Below are 18758 nucleotides of genomic sequence, written 5' to 3'. Positions count from 1 at the left end.
AACATGGCATATCAGGCGGCAAAACCGAAGGAAAACAAAGAGTTTCAAAAACTGAAGGCGGATATCGCCGCCGGAACCCCCGGCAACGTCTATATTTTTTACGGGGAAGAGGCATACCTCCGGGAGTATTATCTGGGCGAACTGCGCAAGCAGTTGGTTCCCAAGGGGTTTGAGGAGTTCAACTATCATCGGCTGGAAGGGAAGGATCTGACAATTCAAGCCCTTTCCGAGATGGCGGAGGCCATGCCGATGATGACGGAGCGGACACTGATCCTTGTCAGCGATCTGGACCTATTTAAACTGGGCGAGGATCAGAGAGAAAAGCTCATCGCGTTTTTGGAAGATGTGCCGGAGTATTGCTGTATTATTTTTTCCTATGACACGGTGGAATACAAGCCCAACAAGACCATGAAAAAGCTCTGTAAGGCACTGGCGGATCACGTTTCGGCGGTGGAGTTCCGCGCGGCGGAGAGCAGCGATCTCGTGGCGTGGATTGTCCGGCGGTTCCGGGCTTTGGGCAAGGATATTGACCGGCAGACGGCGGAGTATCTCATTTTCCTCTGCGGTCCGCTGATGACCGGTCTGGTGCCGGAAATCGCCAAAATTGGAGCCTATACGAAGGGGAAAACCGTCACGGAAAAGGACATCGACGCGGTGGCGGACCCAGTGCTGTCGGCGGAGGTATTCAAGCTGTCCGATGCGGTGCTGGCGGGGAACTACGACAGCGCGGCCCGGATTTTAGGCGACCTTTTGAAAATGCAGACGGAGCCGATTTTGATTTTAGGAATGCTGGGGGCGCAGCTGCGGCGCATCTACACCGCCCGTCTTTCCATCGACAGCGGCAAGGACAAATACTGGCTCATGAGCCTTTGGGGCTATAAGTCGGACTATCCTGTGCGGATGCTGCTTTCCGCGGCGAAAAAAGCCACCGCCCCGTGGTGCGCCGCTGCGGTGAAGCAGTGTCAGGTGCTGGATCGGCGGATGAAGAGCGAAAAGGGCATCGACAGCGCCGGAGAGCTGAAGCTGCTTTTGGTGCGTTTGGGGGCGCAGCGGCGATGAAAAAGGTGCGGGAAGTGATCGTGGTGGAAGGGCGGTACGACAAAAACACCCTCTGCCAGACGGTGGATGCAGCCGTTTTCCCTGTGGACGGCTTTGCCGTGTTCAACGACAAGGAAAAGCTGTCCCTTTTGCGGCGGCTGGCAGACGAACGGGGACTCATCGTCCTGACGGACAGCGACGGGGCGGGCTTTGTCATCCGAAACTATCTCAAGGGGGCACTGCCCAAGGACAAGGTGAAGCAGGCCTATATCCCGGATTTTTACGGCAAGGAGCGCCGCAAGCGCAAGGCCGGAAAAGAGGGAAAGCTGGGCGTGGAGGGGATGCGCCCGGAGGTGTTGCTCTCCGCTTTGGAGCGGGCTGGGGCCACCTTTGAGGGGGAAGATGCCCCTGCACCCGCCAAGGAACCGCTGACCCGGGCCGACCTTTACGAGCTGGGGCTTACCGGCGGACCAGACAGCGCGGAAAAGCGCCGGACGCTGATGAAAAAACTGGCGCTGCCGGAGCATCTGTCCACCTCTGCCATGATGGATGCGCTGAACCTGCTGTACGGCAGGGCGGAATTGCTGGTGCTGCTGGACGAAGAAATGTGACAGAGCGATCTGAAACCTGCATGTAGAAAGGAAATTACCAATGCCACAGTTTGATCCTTTGAAATACGCGTATGTCTCTCACCGCAACGTGGTCTACGCCAAAAAGGGCATGGCTTGCTCCACCTCGCCCATTGCCTCTCAGGTGGGGCTTGATATTTTGAAATCCGGCGGCAACGCCATGGACGCGGCCGTCGCCATGGCGGCAACAATGCCGCTGACGGAGCCGACGGGAAACGGCCTTGGATCGGACTGCTTCGCGCTGGTGTGGACCGGCGGAAAGCTGTACGGTCTGAATGGCTCCGGAGTGGCCCCCAAAGCGCTGTCCGCCGAGGTGGTGCGGGCGGCGGGATACACCGCTGTTCCTCTGGACGGATGGCTGCCCACCATGGTGCCCGGCGCACCCAGCGCTTGGGCAGAGCTGCGCCGCCGTTTCGGCACAAAGTCCATGGCGGAATTGATGGCTCCCGCTATGGAATACGCCCGGGAGGGCTTTTGCATCCCTGTGAATGTGTATCGCCAGTGGAAGGAAGAAACGGTTCGGTTTACCGCCGCCGCCAAGCGGGAACCGGAGGTCTTTGGCCCGTGGATGGAGTATTTCACAAAGAACGGCCAGCCCTATGGCCCCGGCGAGACTTTTCGTAATCCGGACTACGCCAAAACGCTTCAATCTCTGGCGGATACGGACTGCGAGAGCTATTACCGCGGGGAGATCATGGAAAAGATCGTGGCGTTTTCCCGTAAGACCGGCGGCTTTTTCACGGAGCGGGACTTTGAAGACTATCGGGCGGGCTGGGTGGAGCCGATCACCGTCAACTATCGGGGCTACGATGTGTTTGAAATGCCCCCCAATGGACACGGCATCACCGCGCTGATGGCCCTAAATCTGCTGAAAGGTCTGGATTTGACCGGCGGCAAGGAGTGCGCGGACACCTATCATAAAATGATTGAGGCCACCAAGCTGGCGTTTGTGGATGCAAAAAGATTCGTAGCCGATCCCCGGTACATGCGCACAAAGGTCGCGGACATGCTCTCGGAACGGTATGCCGCCGACCGCCGCCGACTCATCACCGACATGGCGGTTTACCCGGAGGCGGGCGACCCCGCTTGCGGCGGCACGGTGTATTTCTGCACCGCAGACGGGCAGGGCAACATGGTGTCGTTTATTCAGAGCAATTACCACCGCTTCGGCTCCGGCGTGGTCATTCCCAGCACCGGTATCACACTTCAGGACCGGGGGGCCAATTTCTCATTAGACCCGTCCAGCGATAACTTCTTGGAGGGTGGTAAAAAGTCCTACCACACCATTATCCCCGGCTTTTTGGCAAAGGACGGACAGCCGATTGGCCCCTTTGGCGTGATGGGCGGCTTTATGCAGCCCCAAGGCCATGTGCAGGTGGTGGTAAATACAGTGGATTTTCATATGAATCCGCAGGAGAGTCTGGACGCGCCCCGGTTTCAGTGGGTGGGGGAGAAGAAGGTTCAGTTGGAGCGGGAGGTTCCTGCTTACATCGCGCAAGAACTGGCGGTCAGAGGCCATCAGGTGGAGATTGTCAATTCCAATCTGGATATGGGCCGGGGTCAGATTATCTGGCGCATGTCGGATGGTACGCTGGTGGGCGGTACAGAGCCGCGGGCGGACGGCACCGTGGCCGCTTGGTGAGCAGACGGTCATAGTCGGATAGAAAATTTCGTTGTAAAAAGCGGTACGCGATCACGCGTGCCGCTTTATTTTGCGCTGGGGCGGTACGCCGCTGGACACGCCCGGCGCAATGTACAATTCTTGTGCGATACAGCCAGTGCGGACATGATAGGATGGCACTGATGCAGGTGCCTAAAGATCTTGCAAAGTTGACAAAATTTTTCAAAAGGCAAAATAATATTTTGTCAGCGCAACGATTATGAATTAAAATACGACAAAATTCGACGCAATGACATGATAGGATGGCAAGTGTACTAGCTTCTATTCAGCGCATTTTACAGCAAAGGCACTGACCGGCATTTTGCGGTTTGCCAGGAAGGGGAGGAAGCGGAGGTGCGTAGAGTTTTAGTGGAGGAAACAGAGGTGCTTGGGGAAAAAACAAATTATTACCTACTGGACGGCACAGACGGAAAAATTGGGAGTTATGGCGTGGAGATCGTCCGTGGTAATGAGCGAAAACGCGTGATTGGACTTGCGCCGTCCGGCGATCAGGTTTGGCGGCTGATAGAATTGTTGGCGCGGTGCGCGGTGACTCCGATGACACTGCGGGACGTGGCCGAGGACTGGCTGCTGGGCTAGAAAAATGCCGATCGCGTCGGATGTTTTCGACCTATGGGAGTCTGAAACATCAAGAATGCGTCAAAAGTGGTGAAAAACCAGCCGGACCGCCTTCCGGCGGCGCAGGCTCCTCTTGCAATTTCCACGCGGAGTTTGTATAATAGAAATCTATATAAACAAAAGCAGGAGTGCGCCACAGGAAGGAAGGAAACGCAATATGGCAGAGGAACGCAAGGCGCCGGAGACGGAGACTCCGGAAAGCCGCAACTTTATTCAGACGTTTATCGAGGAGGACATCGCTCCCGGCGGGCAATACGCCGGTATGACAGTCCACACCCGTTTTCCACCGGAGCCGAACGGTTATCTGCACATCGGACACTGCAAGGCATTGACCATCGACTTTGGCATGGCGGAGAAGTTCGGGGGAATATGCAATCTGCGGATGGACGACACGAACCCCACGAAAGAGGACGAGGAGTTTGTGGACGCCATCAAGGAAGACATTCATTGGCTGGGATTTGACTGGGGCGACCGGTTTTTCTTTGGTTCCGACTATTTTGAAGAGGACTACAAGCAGGCCGTGGGACTGATTAAAAAGGGTCTGGCTTACGTGTGTGAGTTGAGTCCGGAGGAGTTCCGGGAACACCGGGGCGAAATCGGCGTACCGGCCCGCAGTCCTTGGCGGGACCGCCCTATCGAGGAGAGTCTGGACCTTTTTGAGCGAATGAAAAACGGCGAGTTTGAAAACGGCCGCATGACGCTGCGGGCCAAGATTGACCTTGCCAGCGGCAACTTCAACATGCGAGACCCGGTAATTTACCGCATCAACCACATGCACCATCACCGTCAGGGCGACAAATGGTGCATCTATCCCATGTATGACTTTGCCCACCCCATTCAGGACGCGCTGGAGGGCATCACCCACTCGCTTTGTTCGCTGGAATTTGAGGCGCACCGCCCCCTGTACAACTGGGTGGTGGAGCACTGCAGCCTGCCCTCCAAGCCCCGGCAGATCGAGTTTGCCCGCCTTGGCATTGACCATACAGTTATGAGCAAGCGCAAGCTGCGCAGACTGGTGGAAGAGGGCATGGTTTCCGGCTGGGACGATCCCCGGATGCCCACGCTGTGCGGTTTGCGCCGCCGGGGCTACACCCCTCGGTCCATCCGCAATTTCTGCGACCGGATCGGCGTTGCCAAATCCGCCAACGTGGTGGAGTTCGGCTTTTTGGAGCACTGCCTGCGGGAAGACCTGAACGAGACTGCCCGCAGGGTGATGGCCGTTCTGCGGCCTGTCAAGCTGACGATTCTCAACTATCCCGAGGGGAAGACGGAGACGGTTACCGTGGAAAATAACCCGTTGGACCCCGCCGCCGGGACCCGCGAGGTTCCTTTTTCCCGCCATCTTCTCATTGAAGCGGATGATTTCCTAACGGAGCCAGTGCCCAAGTACAAGCGCCTGTATCCCGGCGGCCCCGAGTGCCGTCTGAAGGGCGCATATTTGATTCATTGTGTGGGCTTTGAGACGGATGAGCAGGGCAATGTGACGGAAATCACCGCCGAGTACGACCCGGACAGCCGCGGCGGCGACCCTGCCGACGGACGGAAGGTCAAGGGAGCGACCATCCACTGGGTGGATTCTGCCACCGCTGTGGACGCTGAGGTGCGGCTGTACGACAACCTGTTTACCGACGCGGACCCCGACGGCGCTGACAAGGACTTCTTGGACTATCTGAACCCTGAATCTCTGGAGGTTTTGGAGGGCTGCAAGGTGGAAGCGGGACTGTCTGACGCTGTTGCGCCCGCCAACTTCCAGTTTATGCGTCTGGGCTATTTTTGTCTGGACAACAAGGACTCCAAGCCGGAACATCTGGTGTTCAACCGCAGTGTCAGCTTGAAGGACAGCTTTAAGAAGTGAGATTTCAGAGTGTTCGGGGAACAACTGCGGCTGTTTGAGGAAGCTGCTTGAACCTGTGACCTGATGAAAAACTGATCTGCCCGGCGGCCTATGGGCCGCCGAGCAGATTTTTTTCGATAGGTTTCCGGTTGGACCAAAGAACGCTGGCTTCTGGAAGAAAAACAATTCTGTCCTTATATAGCAACGCACAATTCAACGCTCCGTTTGATGATAAAGAATCGCCCCGCCGTTTTTAACGGCGGGGCGATTTCTGCTAAGAGTAAGTGGGAAAATTCCGTGACGCCTTGATTATAATAGGGAGGGTAACTTAGATTTCCTCTTCGTCGTGAGTAACAATCATGTCTGCATCTACAATTGCATGAGCACTGTCGTCTACCACATTGTATTTCTCGTGGTACTGGCGCAAGGTTTTCACACAAGCTATCGCAAGCAACAGCACAACGAAAAGAAGTGGGAAAGCGCAGGTGATGGCCAGCAGCTTTGTAGCATCAATACCGCTGGTGTTGCCGGTAATGGCGGCGGAAGCGATATTGATAAAAGCCAGAGAAGCCATGATCACACCCCAAAACACCTTAAACGAGGAAGGGGGCTCAGCAGAGTCAGCTACCTTGGAAGTCAGGGTCATCGTAGTAATCGTGGTCGTCATGCCATCCGCCAAAGTGACAACAGACAGGAATGCTGTCAAAATGAAGATAACAGACAGAATGGAGGAGAACGGGAGATTTTTAAAGAAAGCAAAGATCGTAGACTCCAGACCAGTGTTCTTCATAGCTTCATAGATGCCGGCACCGTTGATTTCCATGTTGATGGAAGCGGAACCAAAGATGGAGAACCAAAGCATACCAAAGCCGCCGGGCAAAGCAAAGTTGAACAGAACGAACTCACGCAGAGTACGGCCACGGGCAATCTTTGCCAAGAAAATACCCATCATGGGGGTGTAGGCCACCATAAAGCTCCAATAGTTCAGGGTCCACCAGACAGGCCACTGGGAATTGGAGGTGCCGTCTGCCATCACGCCCAGATAAGTATTCTGTACGATCCAGTTCTGAGCAAAAAAGCCAGTGGATTCCGTGGACATGGCCAGAATGTTTTTGGTATTGGCGACAATGAAAACATAGAGGAGAAGTAGCAGGTAGATCTTGGCGTTCTTATCGGACATCCAGCGCAGACCTTTCTGGACACCGGTATAGCTGGAGATCACGAAGGTTGCCACGATAATGACCAAAATAATTGCCCAGGTCTTGGGAGTAGGAGTGAAGCCAGCCAGCAGTCCGGTACCAGAACCGATTTGCATGGAGGCAACGCCCAAGCAGGCGGACACGGCGCCTGCAATGCTGAACAGGCACAGCAGGTCGATAATATCACCCAGACGCCCGTTGATCCGGCGACCCACCAAAGAGTAAAGGCCGGAGGAGACGGTGTAGGACAAACGCATGTTGTAAACAGCAATACCGATGCCGATGCCAGCTACGGCATAGTAGGCATAGAGAGGGAAACCCCAGTGCATATAACAGGTGCTCAAGGCATACAGAGCCGCTTCGCGGGTGCCACCCACAGACAAACCGGGAATACCATCCACAAAGTGAGTAATAGGCTCGGCAATTCCCCAGAACACAATGCCTGTTGCAATACCGCCACACAGGGAAACAGCAAACCAGTTCCATTTGCTCATAACCGGTTTGGCATCTTTGCCGCCCAAGCGAATACTGCCGATTTTTTTAGAGAACAGAACCCACACACAAATGATGACCATGCCGATGGTCAGATATTGATAAAGCCAGCCAAACCAATTGCAGGCAAAGTTTACCACCGTATTTTCAACTTGAGTAAACATTTTTGGGGAGATAATACCTAGGGCAATTACCGCGGCATAAATAGCTAACAGCGGGAAAAATACAGCTTTCCGAATACTGAAACGCTTGTCCTTTTTCATATGCTCTCTCTCCTTTTTACTTGACACAATAAATCAATCTTCTAAAGCCCGATTGAGATCGCCGCGGAGAATCATATCGTATGCCAAAGCGATATCCCGGCTCAAGTTGCGGTCTTTATCTAGGAAAGGAATCTCCTTGCGCAGAGTTGCCTTCAGCTTGCTGGTCTTGCAGCCCAGAGTAACATCTCCGCGAAGATCGGTGGCCTGGGCGCCGTGCATCGCTTCAATAGCCAGAATATAGCGCATATTGTCGATCATTTTCATGCACTTATCCACGGCCAAAGGCAGATTGCTGGCGTGATCTTCAATATTGCCGGCAACCGGCATATGATCCATGGAACTTGGATTGGCCAGCATACGGTTTTCCGCATCCAAGGCGGTAAACACCTTCTGAATGGTACCGTACGCAATGACTTTTACATCCTCGGGAGTAAGGAACCGGCTCAAACCGGTAAATGCCGGGTCAGCCAGATGAATCAGGCGATTGCAGGCTGTTCGGGACATGTGGCTCAACGCATTAGCCAGCATCTCAACGCCAAGTACCAAGGTTGTTACCTCAAAATTGGGGCTGACAGAGGTGGTGCTGTTTTCGTAATGGATACAGGGGTTGTCGTCGGTGGTGTTTACCTGACGAACCAGAGTCTCCCGAACAAAATTCAGTGCATCCACAATAGAGCCCTGAATAGCGGAATGACAACGGAAAGTGAGAGGGTCCTGAAGCGCACGCTTGGGGTCGGGTTGTTCCAAATAACTTCCTTCCAAATAGCTGCGGCAAATGGCGGCAGTCTCAATCTGGCCTGGGAAGGTACGCAGTTCATTGACACGCTCACCCAAAGGCTGAAGGCCGCCGTTCAATCCCTCTAGGCTCAGACAATAGACGCCGTTGGCCAGCTGAAGCAACTGTTCCATCTGATAGATCAGAATGGCGGTAAGGGCCTCACCCTGACCGTTTCGGGCCACGATGGAAAGACCATCCTTGGGACCCAGAATGGCGGGCTTCAGACCAGTCAGTTCAAAGGCGCGGGTGGCAGACATGATCTCGCCTTTGTACTCCACTTCGTTTTCTCCAATCATGCTCAGGCCGATCAAAGACTGGGTGGTAATGTCACCCTCGCCGATGGAGCCACGATGAGGAACACGGGGATGGATACCGTAATTCAGAAAATCGCGATAGAGCTTTAAAATATCCACAGAAATACCAGTGCGGCCGCATAGGGCGGTGCTTAAACGCAGCAACATCATGCCGCGAACCTCTTCTGTGGAGCAGTAGGGAGCTACGCCTAAAGAATGGCAGTTAAGAAGATTGCGATTATAAGTTTCGAAAAAGTCCTGGTCAAACTCCTTGTCCTTGTTCCAACCCACGCCTCGGTTGAGGCCATAGACAGGATGGCCTTGGGCGGCCATGTCAAAGAGGACTTGACGCGCTTTCGACGCACACTCCATGGCTTCCGGAGCTATTTCTACAGGATGTCTCAGGAACATGACATCGTGCATATTCTCCAGAGTCAGGTTTGTGCCGTCTAAAATCAACGGTTCAAACATTGTTCTCGCTTCCTTTCAACATATTCCTTGAGGGTGTTACGGTATCCAATTAGCAAATTAAAGAAACACCTTACTCAAATGACGATTATGATGTTATCACAGCAAGGTTGAAAAAGAGTTGAATCCCGTCAACTGTTCCATTTTCTACATTTCGAGAACCCAGTTCAATTGATTACCCGGCTGGGGACTAATGGGTTCGGCACAAAGGACGGCTGCCGATTGTCCGGGGAATGAGTCTGGAGACACCACGCTGCCATTATGCATGTCAAGCTGAGGGGGAAGTATCACGGGAGATGCTGGAAGCGACCACAATGCCGGAGCTGCTTACATTTTGGTTCGAAACGGACATAGTGGTGTCAGACAGCAAAAAATACATTGTTGCAGGTACACGGTGCGCCAATGTCTGAGCGCTGATTTACCCCCCAAAAAAAGCAGGTTGACTAGGTCGATATGATAAAGAGAGCGCCGGGGTGCGGAATTCCCGCACCCCGGCGCTTGACTTTTGCATATTTTGTGTTTTGTACCCCGCAGATCAGGAGAGGGCTTGCAGCGCGTGTTCCATTTCCGCCGTTTCACACCGTGGCTTTAGGCGGTGGAGATACTTCAATCCCCAGACGCAGTGCTCTCGCTTAGATGCGGGCCAGAGCGCCTGCAATTGCGGGATTTCCAGCCCCTCGCTTTCCAAAAATTCGCGAATTTTCCAGCAGTTGTAAATGGAAACCCCCATCCACCAAGGAGAACCAATCATATTGCAGAGGCTAAACGCTTTTTTTAGGCGGGCTGCCGCATCTTCATAGCGCCCGTCCTCCACGTCATAAAGCGCCAAATAAGATAGGGTGATCGGGAATTGACTGTATTCGTGGAAAGATTGATAAAGCTCCTCTGCGTATTCAAAAAGCAGGCGCGCTTCTGCTTTTTTGCCGCTTTGGTGGGCGGCTACGCCGTAATCGGTGTAGAAAATGGCGGCACCGGGATAAAAGCCTCGGCTCCGATTGTAAACGATGGCAAGATTGAAATAACGAAACGCCTCGTCGTAGTTTTGCTCCAGACGGTAAGATTCCCCAATGTAGTTATACGCGCCGGCAATATTGATATCGTATTTTCCACTGGAATTCGAATCCAGTTTTTTAAAAGCAGCAATAGACGCATTCATCTGAGCGCGGGCCTCTTGATAGTTTCCAAGCATCATCTCCAGCAGGCCGGACAGCCGCAGGTAGCTGCCCCACTCCGGCATGTGTTCCATTTTTGCCCGATACTGCATTCCGGATTTTAGATGCGTTTGCAACATGTCAAAATCATAGGTCTGAATGGCGCAGTAAATAAATTGCAGATGCGTCTTGATAGCCATTTCCCAATCTTCAGCGGCTTCGCTGCTCTCCAGCAGACAATTCAGCACGGCCAAGCCCCGGTCATAGGTCCCGCTGTGAACACAGAAGCGGCTTTCGGCATAGAGCAGGTCCCTTTCAAGCCAATCCAATTCCCGTGTGTCTGCACTGAACCGGATCGCCCGCAGACTGGAAAGTTCTTCTTCCAAAACCTGAAAGTAACCCATGATGCCTTCTTCGCCAAAAGCCAGAGACTCTGTATCCGATGTTAAAATGGGCAGAAGCTCATAGCACATTCCTGCGAAGGCACTGAGAGACAAAACCTTGTATTTAAATGCCTTATATCGATCTCCACCCGCCGTGTAATGGTTGATGAGCCGTTCGTATGGCTCCCGGTGTTCGCCGCTGATCTGCGTTTCCAGATACTGTGCCACCCGCAGATGCAAGATTCGGCGGGCGGACTCCGATTGTTGCTGGGCTAAGATCTCTTTAATTTTTTTGTGGGAAAAGGCATAGCCCAGAGTCCCATTTTTGGTGAGTTCCGTCAGAAGAGCCTTTTGCTTCAGCTGGTTGCAAAGATACATCAGCTCCAGAGGGTCCTTAGTCAAGATCGAAGTCAGAATATCAAAAGAAGCCCAGTCCGTGAACACGGAGATGGCGTCCAAAACCCGGGACTCGTCCGGGGTCAGGTTGGAGAGTCGGGAGCGGATGATTCCGCTCAGATCGCTTGGGATGTGAGTGGGTTCTTTCGTCTCCTGCATGGAATTGAGCAACTGCACCAGTAAAAGCCCGTTGCCTTCCGTAATGTGATAGATCTCGTCAACGACCTCGGGTGTGGAGCGCTCTGGGAGATAGTAACTGACGAAATTTTTTGTCTCATCCCAAGTGAAGTTATACATGGTGCAGCTTTCAAGCAGTTTATCCATCTGCGCCGTCTCCAGCATCTGCTGAATGTGGAGCGGGCTGGTGTCGCGGCTGGTGCACACAATGGTGACGTCCTGGTTGGCAAGCCGCCGCAAAAGCAGCAGCAGCATGTCCGCACTGCTGGCGTCCATCCATTGGATATCCTCAAACACAAGCAGGATGGGCAGCTTTTTGGCAATGGCGGAGAAGATCAGCAGCGTGCTCTCCTGCGCGATATGATAGTCCGTCTCGGCGGGATAGTCGCCCACCGTGGTCACATAATCCTGCTGGCATTCCAGAGAAAGGCAGGGGAAAAGGCCGGTGGCCGTTTTCATATAGACCTCTGGAATCTGGATGTGCCAAGGCTTGATCTCCGACATCAGCTCCAGCATCACTGCGTTCCAAGGCGCCAGAGCGGTGCGCATTTCCGACTGATAGCACGAAACCCGGCACACCAACCAGTCCGAAAAGTCATATTGCCGCAGAACGTAGTCCAGCAGGTAGGTTTTGCCTACGCCGATTTTCCCCTGAATCAGCAGCCCCGGCTTTTTACGCTCTGTCCGAGAGCCGTTGCACAGCATCAGCAGCTTGCGCAGCACCAAATCCTTGCCGAAAAGCTGCTGGTCATTTTGATCGTCAATCTTATAAGTGGACGCGTTCCACTCGTCCACGATTTTGTAGTAAAGCGCCGTTGTCTCCTTCAGTGGGGAAATGCTGAACGCATCGGAAAGGTTTTTGCATAGCGTGTGGTAAAGGCCAATTGCTTTACGGAATTTTTTTTGGGCGCAGTAGATTTGCATCAGCGTTAAAACGGCGGTTTCCTCCAGTGGGTCCACTTCCACATAGGCCAGACCGTATTTTTCTGCCCGGGCAAAGTCGCCACAGAAAAAAGCCTCTTTTTCCGCAGCCAGCAAACGCTGCAAATACTGGGATTGCAGCAGATTCCGCTCGTCGCTCAACCATTCGTCAAAAGCGTTGGCCCGATGAATTTCAAAATCCCGCAAAAGCTCCCCGTGATATGCGCCAAGATCGCCCCGTTTCAGGAAATCCAAAACGTCGCATTGGATATGAAGCGCCGGGTTGAATTCCAGCATGGTTCGCTGCCCACTCTGAAAAGGATCACAATTCAATTCCTTGCGAATGGAATAGATGGCATGGCGCAGGTTCTTTTGTGCGGTGGAGACGTCCGTGTCCCCCCAGAGCAGACCAATCAGTTCGCTGCGGGATGCCTTGCCCTTAATCAGCAAGTAGTACAGCAGCGCATCCGCTTTTTTATAGGGCAGCGTGATTTCGCGTCCGTCCATACAGACGGACGGAATTCCAAACAGCCTTGCCGTCAGTTCAGCCATGTGGTTGCCCTCCTTAATTTCCACACAGAATATGGCGATGCGTTTTCTTACAATTTAACACAAGCGTTAAAAGCGTGCAACAGCTTTCAACGATTTTCTGAAAAGCAGCAAGATTTTCTGAATATTTCTGCGCCCACAGAGGAAAAAATGGACCTGAAGCACGACAGGCAGAAACACTCAACGCTGATTCAACGCGGAGATGCTATACTGACAATGAAAAATTAGCAGATGGTTATGTGCGCGAGACAGGCGCATTTGTGAGGAGGATCATCTTGAAATTGATCGGTACAGATAAACCAATTCATGATGCCCGGGGAAAAGCCGCGGGTTTTGTAAAATATGCCGCAGACATCATGCTGCCCAACATGGCCTATGTGGTGGTGGTTCACAGCACGATTCCCCATGGCTACGTCAGACAGATCCACGCGGAAAAGGCGCTGGCGCTGCCCGGCGTTTTCGGTGTGTTTCACTGCTTCAACACGTCGGAGCGGACTTACAGCCACTATCGCTCCAACATAGCGCAGGAGCTGCCGGACGAGGAGCGGGCCTTCAACAGCTATGTCCGATATGTGGGCGACCGGGTGGCGGCGGTGGCTGCCAGCAATCAGGAGACGGCGGAGAAGGCCGCCCGCCTGATAGAGGTGGAATACGAGGAACTGCCCTTTACCACCGGCTTTGACGACACTCTTGCAGGACAAAACTGCCTTCCGGGCGAATCCCCGATCCGGGATGAATTTTCCTTCGATGTGGGAACCGCGCCGGAGAAAGACGGGCTGATCGAGGTGGAGAGCTTCACTGAAATTCCACGGCTGCATCATGCCACCATGGAGCCGCATGTCTGCGTGGCGGACTACGACCCCTATCAGCAGCAACTGACGGTGTACAGTCCCAACCAGACCGTCCATGGAATCCGCATTGTGCTGGCGGATTTTCTGGAGATGCCCTTTCATCGTGTGCGGGTGGTCAAAACCACCATGGGCGGGTCCTTCGGCGGTAAGCAGGAGTGGTTCCTGGAGCCCACCGCCGCGCTGATCGCCAAGGCACTGGGCCGTCCTGTGAAGTTGGTTTACAGTCGGGGAGAGGCCATGAGCTGCACCGTTGTCCGCGCTGCGATGCGCGCGGTGGTTCGCAGCAAGTTCAAGCCCGACGGTACACTGGTTGCTCTTGATATGGACGTACTGCTGGATGCCGGTGCGTACATCGGGAACTCCTGTGACTACATCCGAACCCTGTCCGGCAAACCCTTCCGCTGCTATCGGGTTCCGTACTTCCATTACCGCGGGCGGGTCATTAGCTCCAATACGCCGGTTTCCGGCGCGTTCCGCAGCTGGTCTGCCGCGGAGGAAGCCATTATGATGGAGCATCATCTTGACCAAGCTGCCCGGCGGCTTGGCATGGGCCGGATTGCGCTGCGGCTGAAAAACGCGCTTCTCCCCGGCGAGATTGACCGCAAAAGCGGCGTTCCTCTGGAGGACATTCGGATTTATGAGGCTTTGGAACAGGGCCGGTCGGCCTTCCACTGGGATGAACTGGTGGAAGAAGATCGGGCGTTCAACACTGCCAATCCCCGTTTTCGCCGGGGCGTGGGCGTGGGCTGCGGCGGACACGGCAACACTTATTATCCCCGTTTCAACGATTATGGGGAGGGGCGGCTCAGTCTCAACGAGGACGGCACGGTGCAGGCCGCTTTGACGCTCCACGACCACGGCTGCGGCACAGTGACAGCCATGCAGATGATTATCGGTGAGGTTCTGGACATACCCGACACGGACGTTTATCTGCCTGAGGGCGATACCGCGGTCACTCCGGTGGACTACGGCTGCTTTGCCAGCCGCACCACCTTTGTTTTGGGCCGTGCGGCTTATGAGGCGGCAGTTATGTTGCGGGACGAGATTTTGGAGCGGGCCGCAAAGCTGTTTTCCCTGCCCCAAGAGAGCCTGTATCTAAAGGATTCCGCCGTTCGCTGCCGGAACGATGAAGGGGTGAAGATATCCCTTGCCCAGCTGTCCCGGGAGAGCATTGTCAAACTCAAGCGCAACGTCAGCATCCTGACACAGTTCAACAATACCTCCAATCCCGGCGTTACCGGCGTGCACTTTGCCCATGTGGAGGTGGACACTTGGACCGGGTTTACAAAGATTTTGGATTATCTGGCCGTTCATGACATCGGCCAGCCCATCAACCCGGCCATGTGCGCCGCTCAAATTCAGGGTGCGGCCCAGATGGGATGCGGCGCAGCGCTGCGGGAAAAACTGACGGTGGATAAGAATGGGCGCTGTACGGAGAGCCTTTCCAAGTACCATCTGTTTTTGGCCACAGACCTTCCCGATATTCAGGTGAAGCTCCTGACGGAGGGTCGTTCGCAGGAGGGGCCTTTCGGGGCCAAATCCATTGGCGAGGTCTGCTATGTGCCGGCGGCTCCCGCCGTATGCGGCGCGGTAAACGACGCGCTGGGAAGTTCTCTGGAGACACTGCCTTATGATCCGGACTGCATTTTGAAATATCTGGCCAAGGAGAGAGAGCAATGACACTTCACTTTTTTGTTAACGAAAAACCAATTGAACTGGAGACGGCTCCCGACCGTCGCCTGCTGGACATTCTGCGGGAGGACCTCTACCTCACCGGCGTTAAGGAAGGGTGCGCAGAAGGCGAATGCGGCGCATGCACCGTTTTATTGGACGATCAGGCGGTTCACGCCTGCCTGACGCTTGCCGCGCAGCTGGAGGGCCGCCGCGTCACCACCATCGAGGGTCTGGCCGCGCTGGGCGAGCTGGACATTCTGCAAACCTGCTTTGTAGAGGAAATCGCGATTCAGTGCGGCTTTTGCACCACGGGTATGATTATGTCGGCCAAGGCCCTGCTCCTGAAAAATCCCAACCCGACAGAGTCGGAAATCCGGCTGGCTCTGTCCGGCAATCTTTGCCGCTGCTCCGGTTATGTACAAATTGTCAAGGCTGTGCAGCGGGCGGCGAAGGAACTGGAGGCGAAGCGCACATGCGGTGTTTAACGCCTAAAACGCTGGGGGAGATGGCGGACGCCCTCTCCCAATTCACGGACAAAAGCAAGGTCGTGGCCGGAGGTACGGACTATGTGATTCAAGCCCGGCGGGGCAAATTCGACCCGGATATCCTGCTGTATCCGGGCCTGATCCCAGAGCTTCACGAGGTGCGCCTTGGGGAGCGGGAGCTTCGCGTGGGGGCTATGGCCACTATGTGGGAGATTACAAAGGTGCTGGAGAGCGTTCCCGCCTTTCGCGCCGTTGCCGACGCGGCCTCGGACGTTGGCTCTCCTCAGATTCGGAATAAGGCCACCATGGCGGGAAATCTCTGCAACGCCTCGCCCGCCGGGGATATGCTCCCGGTCAGCTGGCTGTATGACGCAAAGCTGGAGTTGCTGTGCGGAGATGGAAGCACCCGTCTCCTCCCGGTGGATCAATTCATTCTGGGCCCCCAGAAGAATGCGCTGGAACCGGGACAGGCGGTGATATCCGTGATAATGGACCAGAAACCTTTCGAGGGCTGTGTCAGTGCCTTTAAAAAGATCGGTTCCCGGGAACGGGTTTCCATCTCCCGAGAGGGCATGGCCGCGCTTGTGCGCATGGGGAAGGACGGAACGGTGGAGCAGGCTCGCTTCACCGTGGGCGCGGTGGCGTCCACACCGCTGCGCGTTCCGGAGACGGAGGCCCTGATGGTGGGGCGGCATTTAGAGGACAGTGACCTTTTGAGCGCAGTCACGAAGATTATCAGCCAAACCATCCACGACAACTGCCGCCCGGCGAACCGCCTGTATAAAACAGAGGCGGCCAGAGGTCTGACCGCCGATCTTTTTGCCCGGCTGCAAGAGCGCATTTAAATAATCAAATACTTAAGTACCCCGCCGTCCATTGGACGGCGGGGTACTTGCCGGTTGATAGAAGATAAAGAGAGGGTATTGTATCACAAGTTTTTCCGAATAGTTTCAATCGCGCCCTTTTCAAGCCGGGAAACCTGCGCCTGCGAGATGCCCACCTCGGCGGAGACTTCCATCTGGGTCTTGCCCTCGTAAAACCGCAGGGCCAAAATCCGCCGCTCCCGGTCATCCAGACGGTGCAGCGCCTCCTTCAGAGCGATATGGTCCACCCAATTTTCGTCGGTATTCTTTTTGTCCCGTACCTGATCCATGACGCACAGGGCGTCGCCGCCGTCCGAATACACCGGCTCATAAAGTGAGACGGGGTCGGTGATGGCGTCCATGGCGAAGACAACCTCCTCGCGGGGGATTTCCAACGCCTTGGCGATCTGCTCTACCGACGGCTCTCTCTGGTTTTCGCCGATCAGCTTGTCCCGCATCTGAAGGACGCGGTAGGCGGTGTCCCGCATACTGCGGGAAACTCGGATGGCGCTGTTATCCCGCAGATACCGGCGAATCTCGCCTACGATCATGGGAACGCCGTAGGTGGAGAAGCGCACGGGTTGGGAGATGTCGAAATTGTCAATTGCTTTAATCAGGCCTACACAGCCGACCTGAAAAAGGTCGTCCGCGTTTTCGCCCCGGTTGGAAAACTTTTGGATCACGGAGAGTACCAGCCGCAGATTTCCCTCAATCAGCTTTTGCCGCGCATCCCGGTCGCCCTCCTTTGTCCGGCGCAGCAAATCCATGGTTTCGTCGTTTTTCAGAACTTTCAGCTTGGATGTGTTTACACCGCAAATCTCGACTTTTCCCTGCATGAAAGCCACCTCATTACCTGTTTTTTCTTCGTGAGTCAGTATTTCCGGTGGCTGATTTTCCTATACTGGAAGGTTTTGTCGAGGTGTGGGGAATGTCTGCGCCCCAAGGACTTGCGGTTTGAAACAAGTTGAAATCAAAATTTTGAAGTAATCTTTTTATTCGCATAGGACATTCATGCCCACACATAGAATCCCATGAGAGGTGAGAAGAATGCAGTGCAGGATGCGGGATATGCGGTGCAAGGAGGTCATCAACATCTGCGACGGCTGCCGCTTGGGCTACGTGGCGGACGTGGAGCTGCGGCTGCCGGATGGGCAGGTGTGCGCCATCATCGTATATGGTCCGTGCCGCTTTTTCGGCCTGTTCGGCAGGGGAGAGGAATATTACATCCCTTGGGAGTGCATCCAGCGCATCGGGGACGATATCATCCTAATCGACAAACCCTTCCAGCGCCGCGACCCGGCCTGTGAACGGCGGCAGCGGCGAAAGTGGAGAGGGGCATAGAGACATCAAATTGAAAAAACAGCAGAAAAATCCCGCGATTTACGCGGGATTTTTGCTTGTTTTCAGTGTAGATTTGTCAATGTATTTTTAAAATAATTGTAAATGTTTGGAATATCAGCTACAATAACTCCACAATTCTTGTGGAGTTTGCCAATCTAATATTTTACGCTCATAGCCATTTAAAAAGTCCTGCACTTCCTGTATACGCTTTTTAGTAACATCCTTAAAGTTTGTACCCTTAGGAAAGAAGCGGCGTATCATACGATTCATACGCTCATTGCTACCACGTTCACAGCTGCAATAAGGATGACAATAATAAACCTTAAGACGAGACTTGCCGAGAGAATCAATCTCCATATGCTGCCAGTCCTGAAATTCACCGCCATTATCACAGGTAATCGTCTTAAAATGATATTTCGGATAGAGTAAATTTAATTCCTTCACAACAGATTCCGTCTTACGATTTGGCAGCTTACGGATAATCTCAAACCGACTTTTACGCTCCGTCATGACCATGAGACAAGGCCGCGAGCCATGCGGACCCACAACGAGGTCTAATTCCCAATCGCCATACCGGGAGCGGCTTGCTATTACAGCAGGCCGTTCTTCAATTATTGTACCTTTCGGAAATCGCTTAATAATATGGGAATATTGCCGAGTTTTACGTTTAGACT

The 18758-nt window shown here is 54.1% G+C and carries 14 protein-coding genes; 9 read left to right on the top strand and 5 right to left on the bottom strand.

From position 1 onward, the window contains the following. The first annotated feature begins 3 nt into the window (after positions 1–3). The 5 genes from holA to ON16_RS09740 all read left to right on the top strand — a co-directional run bounded on the left by holA (position 4) and on the right by ON16_RS09740 (position 5821). Positions 4–1059: a DNA polymerase III subunit delta gene (gene holA, locus ON16_RS09760; protein WP_040661588.1), complete on the top strand. Its 1056-nt coding sequence runs from the start codon at positions 4–6 to the stop codon at positions 1057–1059. Further along, a complete protein-coding gene (locus ON16_RS09755) occupies positions 1056–1649 on the top strand; it encodes a ribonuclease M5 (RefSeq protein ID WP_040661585.1) in 594 nt (197 codons plus the stop codon). The genes holA and ON16_RS09755 overlap by 4 nt, the downstream gene beginning before the upstream one ends. Before the next feature lie 40 nt (positions 1650–1689). Further along, a complete protein-coding gene (locus tag ON16_RS09750) occupies positions 1690–3309 on the top strand; it encodes a gamma-glutamyltransferase family protein (RefSeq protein WP_040661582.1) in 1620 nt (539 codons plus the stop codon). 372 nt (positions 3310–3681) lie between these two features. Beyond that, the gene (locus ON16_RS09745; protein WP_144032084.1) at positions 3682–3927 is read left to right on the top strand and encodes a DUF6514 family protein; all 246 of its coding nucleotides are present in this window, start codon (positions 3682–3684) and stop codon (positions 3925–3927) included. Positions 3928–4123: 196 nt separating this feature from the next. Next, the gene (locus tag ON16_RS09740) at positions 4124–5821 is read left to right on the top strand and encodes a glutamine--tRNA ligase/YqeY domain fusion protein (RefSeq protein ID WP_040661576.1); all 1698 of its coding nucleotides are present in this window, start codon (positions 4124–4126) and stop codon (positions 5819–5821) included. Between the two features lie 307 nt (positions 5822–6128). Here ON16_RS09740 and ON16_RS09735 read toward each other — a convergent pair whose 3' ends face one another. The 3 genes from ON16_RS09735 to ON16_RS09725 all read right to left on the bottom strand — a co-directional run bounded on the left by ON16_RS09735 (position 6129) and on the right by ON16_RS09725 (position 12873). Further along, positions 6129–7754: a BCCT family transporter gene (locus ON16_RS09735; RefSeq protein ID WP_040661574.1), complete on the bottom strand. Its 1626-nt coding sequence runs from the start codon at positions 7752–7754 to the stop codon at positions 6129–6131. Between the two features lie 33 nt (positions 7755–7787). After that, positions 7788–9296 carry an HAL/PAL/TAL family ammonia-lyase gene (locus tag ON16_RS09730; RefSeq protein WP_040661571.1) on the bottom strand — a complete coding sequence of 503 codons (1509 nt, stop codon included), beginning with the start codon at positions 9294–9296 and terminating at the stop codon, positions 7788–7790. A gap of 532 nt (positions 9297–9828) precedes the next feature. Next, a complete protein-coding gene (locus ON16_RS09725; RefSeq protein WP_040661569.1) occupies positions 9829–12873 on the bottom strand; it encodes an ATP-binding protein in 3045 nt (1014 codons plus the stop codon). 272 nt (positions 12874–13145) lie between these two features. Between ON16_RS09725 and ON16_RS09720 the strand changes: the two genes are divergently transcribed. The 3 genes from ON16_RS09720 to ON16_RS09710 are packed head-to-tail and all read left to right on the top strand — an operon-like array spanning position 13146 to position 16725. Continuing rightward, the gene (locus ON16_RS09720; RefSeq protein WP_040661567.1) at positions 13146–15401 is read left to right on the top strand and encodes a xanthine dehydrogenase family protein molybdopterin-binding subunit; all 2256 of its coding nucleotides are present in this window, start codon (positions 13146–13148) and stop codon (positions 15399–15401) included. Further along, a complete protein-coding gene (locus ON16_RS09715; protein WP_040661564.1) occupies positions 15398–15880 on the top strand; it encodes a (2Fe-2S)-binding protein in 483 nt (160 codons plus the stop codon). The genes ON16_RS09720 and ON16_RS09715 overlap by 4 nt, the downstream gene beginning before the upstream one ends. Next, a complete protein-coding gene (locus ON16_RS09710; RefSeq protein WP_040661562.1) occupies positions 15868–16725 on the top strand; it encodes an FAD binding domain-containing protein in 858 nt (285 codons plus the stop codon). Before ON16_RS09715 ends, ON16_RS09710 begins: the two co-directional genes overlap by 13 nt. Positions 16726–16808: 83 nt before the next feature. Here the strand turns inward: ON16_RS09710 and sigG are convergent, their stop codons facing one another. Beyond that, entirely contained in the window at positions 16809–17579 is a 771-nt protein-coding gene (gene sigG, locus ON16_RS09705; protein WP_040661559.1) for an RNA polymerase sporulation sigma factor SigG, read from the bottom strand. A 232-nt stretch (positions 17580–17811) separates the two neighbouring features. Between sigG and ON16_RS09700 the strand changes: the two genes are divergently transcribed. Beyond that, on the top strand, positions 17812–18084 hold the full coding sequence (locus ON16_RS09700; protein WP_323406280.1) for a YlmC/YmxH family sporulation protein: 273 nt from the start codon (positions 17812–17814) through the stop codon (positions 18082–18084). A gap of 114 nt (positions 18085–18198) precedes the next feature. Here the strand turns inward: ON16_RS09700 and ON16_RS15595 are convergent. Beyond that, positions 18199–18758, bottom strand: a 560-nt coding sequence (locus ON16_RS15595) for an IS30 family transposase (protein ID WP_158441612.1), incomplete at its 5' end; no start/stop codon positions are given.

This window comes from Oscillibacter ruminantium GH1 (assembly GCF_000307265.1).
GTDB classification, from domain to species: Bacteria; Bacillota; Clostridia; order Oscillospirales; family Oscillospiraceae; genus Oscillibacter; species Oscillibacter ruminantium.
This window is presented reverse-complemented; position numbering and strand designations above follow the sequence as displayed.